This is a genomic window from Candidatus Hydrogenedentota bacterium (genome assembly GCA_019695095.1).
Taxonomy (GTDB): domain Bacteria; phylum Hydrogenedentota; class Hydrogenedentia; order Hydrogenedentales; family SLHB01; genus JAIBAQ01.
Map to the genome: position 1 here is coordinate 1 of JAIBAQ010000380.1, position 2,841 is coordinate 2,841.

General features: G+C 62.1%; 3 protein-coding genes. All 3 read right to left on the reverse strand.

Annotated features, from left to right (window positions below; translation table 11 throughout):
* Positions 1–191: 191 nt before the first annotated feature.
* The gene (locus K1Y02_26630; GenBank protein ID MBX7259959.1) at positions 192–914 is read right to left on the reverse strand and encodes a hypothetical protein; all 723 of its coding nucleotides are present in this window, start codon (positions 912–914) and stop codon (positions 192–194) included.
* A gap of 210 nt (positions 915–1,124) precedes the next feature.
* On the reverse strand, positions 1,125–1,679 hold the full coding sequence (locus tag K1Y02_26635; protein ID MBX7259960.1) for a DUF4833 domain-containing protein: 555 nt from the start codon (positions 1,677–1,679) through the stop codon (positions 1,125–1,127).
* Positions 1,680–1,809: 130 nt separating this feature from the next.
* Complete coding sequence (locus K1Y02_26640; protein MBX7259961.1) at positions 1,810–2,520, reverse strand: hypothetical protein; 711 nt, start codon at positions 2,518–2,520, stop codon at positions 1,810–1,812.
* Positions 2,521–2,841: the final 321 nt, after the last annotated feature.

Genomic DNA, 2,841 nt, shown 5'->3' on the forward strand with positions numbered 1-2,841 from the left:
ACCTTCGAGCGAGCGAGACGCTCGAACCAATCGCGACGGGTGGCAACGTCGATCGGTCGGTCGGGGACGGCCTGAAGCGGACTTCGCCGCGGTCTGCCGGATCGAGGCAAGCCGAAAAGAAGAGAGCGATTCGACGGCGGTGCCATCGAATCGCTCTTTCTCACATGTCGCTCCTGACTGCGTTCAAAAACTCAGCCGCCGGCGCACTCGGTGAAGCTGGCAACCTCCGAACCGTCGTTGGACAGAGGAACTGAGGCAGGCGGCTGGACGTTCGTGGGCACGATGTATCCGTTGGGGACCGTCGTGTACCCCGCATTAGCCGCGCGGCGCTTGATCACGCCCGCGTGGTTGAAAACCTTCGTCTTTGCGGATGTTCCAGCCGGGCACAAGGGATCGATCGCCCAAAGGAGCGGCGGCATAACTGTTCCGCTGGGAATCGACCAACTGTTGTTTCCGAAGATGTTGGTGTAGAGCGCGTTGCGCGCTTCCAGCGCGTCGTGAACGTCGAACGAGCCAGGGGGAAGGCCAATCGGAGCTTGCATCACCTCGAACCGTGCTCGCGAGATGGTGCCTCCCAGCTGAATTCCGTTCACTTCGACGCAACCGGCTGATGCGCCGAAGAGAGGAGTCGTGTCGCCGGGGGTGCCCTTCACGCGAAGGGTCACCGGCACCATGTAAGGTGGGTACTTGTTGTCGAGCGGCGTAAACAGGACGCTTGTCTGGAACACATCCTCGCCGCCGGCGGTCACCGTGAACGCCTGCGCAAGCATGGCGCTCGTTGCGGCAACGCACGAACCGCCGCCCCCCGCCGCGCCTTGATCTTCACCGAGGCTTTCCTCGGGCGCTGCGCTGCACGCGAGCCCACCCGTCATCAACATCGCAACCGCCGCCCCCAACAGAACTGATGTCCTCATCTCCGCCTCCGCTTTTCGTTATTCGTCGCTGTGCGAGAGGAAGAAGAGTAAGCGGTGTGCCGGCAAGATCGGGCTGTTTCCGGTGACCAAACGGGACAACGTGTACCGTGGCGTAAGTGCCGCGCCGTCGACTTCGTGGGGCTTGATAGGCGGCTGCGCGGGGTTGTACCGCGGGGTCCTAGCTTGGAGCCGCTCTCGACGTGATGCGCTCTAGGGTTCGATGCGTTCTTGTAGCACTCGTGTGCGGTCTTCGGACCAACCGGAGAGGAGAAGGTACGAAACCCCAAAGGGCCAACGTACTTTCGCGAACACATTGTAGAGAAATGCCTTCTGGTTCTGGATCGCCATCGTTGACCAAGCTCGGCAGGTTGAGCCGTCGCGGCGCGTGACGACGTCGATCGGTCGGTCGGGGACAGCCTTCAGCGTAAAGCGGACCTTGCCGCCGTCTGTGTTCCGCTCACGGACCGTCTGCGAAGCGATGCCGTATGCAGACTGTTCGCGCGAGAGGAGCGGTTCGGTCTGCCCTGGCCCTTTCTCATTCATCCGCCAGTACCCGAACACGGGGGTGGTGCCAACGGGCGCGCAATTTTCGTCGAGCCTCATCGCATAAAGCACTTCGTTCTTGTTTTCACTTTTCGAGATCGAGAAGAGCGATGAAATGTCGTTCGGGCTGAACGAGACAGCCGGAGCGGCCGGCAACGACGGTGACGCCGTCGCGAGCGCTGCGAACGTCAGTCCTGCAAAAAAGCGAAACGCGGAACGCATGCGCCCGGTTATGAGTCGCGCAGACGCAATTGGCCAGTCCGAACGATGAAAACCAAAAAGAAAGAGCGATTCGACGGCGGTGCCATCGAATCGCTCTTTTTCACTGGGCGAAGCAGGTTTGGAAGGTCGTTCAGCCCGCGCATTCCGAGTAATCGGCGAGCGTCGAGCCGTCGCCGTTGAACGGCACGCTGGTCGGAATCTGCGCGTTGGTGGGCGCGATGTAGCCGGCGGGCACCGTCGTGAAGCCTGCACCGGACGCTCGCTTCTTGATCGTGCCGGCGTGGTTGAAGAGCTTCGTTTGGCTCGACGAGCCGGTGGGGCACGCGGGGTCGATGGCCCATTGGATCGGCGGGACGACGGTTCCGAGCGGCACGGTCCACGACACGCCGGTCACGTTCGGGTAGAGGGGATTGCGCGCTTTCAGCGCATCGTAGAGGTCTACGCTTCCGGCAGGAAGATTCATGGGTACCTGCAAGACTTCAAAGCGCGCTTTCGCGATGGTGCCGTGGATGACGGCGCCGTTCGGGAGCAAGATATCGCCCGCGGTTCCGGAAACCGAGAACGTGCCGCCCGAGTATCCAGAGACGCGCAGTTGGACCGTGATTTGCGTAGACGGAGCTCCTGGAGGCTGAGCAGGCGTGAACGGAACCGTCGTCATGAACGTGTCTGACCCGTCGGCCATCACGACAGCCGCTTGCGCGAGCTGGGCCAAGGTCGGCTGCACGGGGGCGCCGGCGGCACCCTGGTCTTCACCGAGGCTTTCCTCGGGCGCTGCGCTGCACGCGACTCCGCCGAGCATGAACATTCCAACTACCGCCCCCAACAGAATTGATGTTTTCATCTCCGCCTCCGCTTGTTCGCGTTTCGTCGCTGTGTGAGAGGAAGAAGAGCAAGCAGCGTGCCGGCAAGATCGGGCTGTCTCCGGTGACCAAACGGGACAACGTGTACCGTGGCGTAAATGTCGCGCCGTCGGCTTCGTGGGGCTTGATAGGCGGCTGCGCGGGGTTGTACCGCGTGGGTACCTATTGTTCTGCGAAAAAATAGTTGGGACTTGTCGCGCGGCACTCCTTTGCTTCCCGGTCGAGCGCTCTCGGCGTGGTACGCCGGCACCTTCGCGCTAACGTCGCCCGCGATGCGCCTTCACGTTGTCGACGGGACCTAA

Coding starts and splice junctions, on each gene's coding strand:
- K1Y02_26630 (MBX7259959.1), bottom strand. CDS start 914: ATGAGGACATCAGTTCTGTTGGGGGCGGCGGTTGCGATGTTGATGACG.
- K1Y02_26635 (MBX7259960.1), bottom strand. CDS start 1,679: ATGCGTTCCGCGTTTCGCTTTTTTGCAGGACTGACGTTCGCAGCGCTC.
- K1Y02_26640 (MBX7259961.1), bottom strand. CDS start 2,520: ATGAAAACATCAATTCTGTTGGGGGCGGTAGTTGGAATGTTCATGCTC.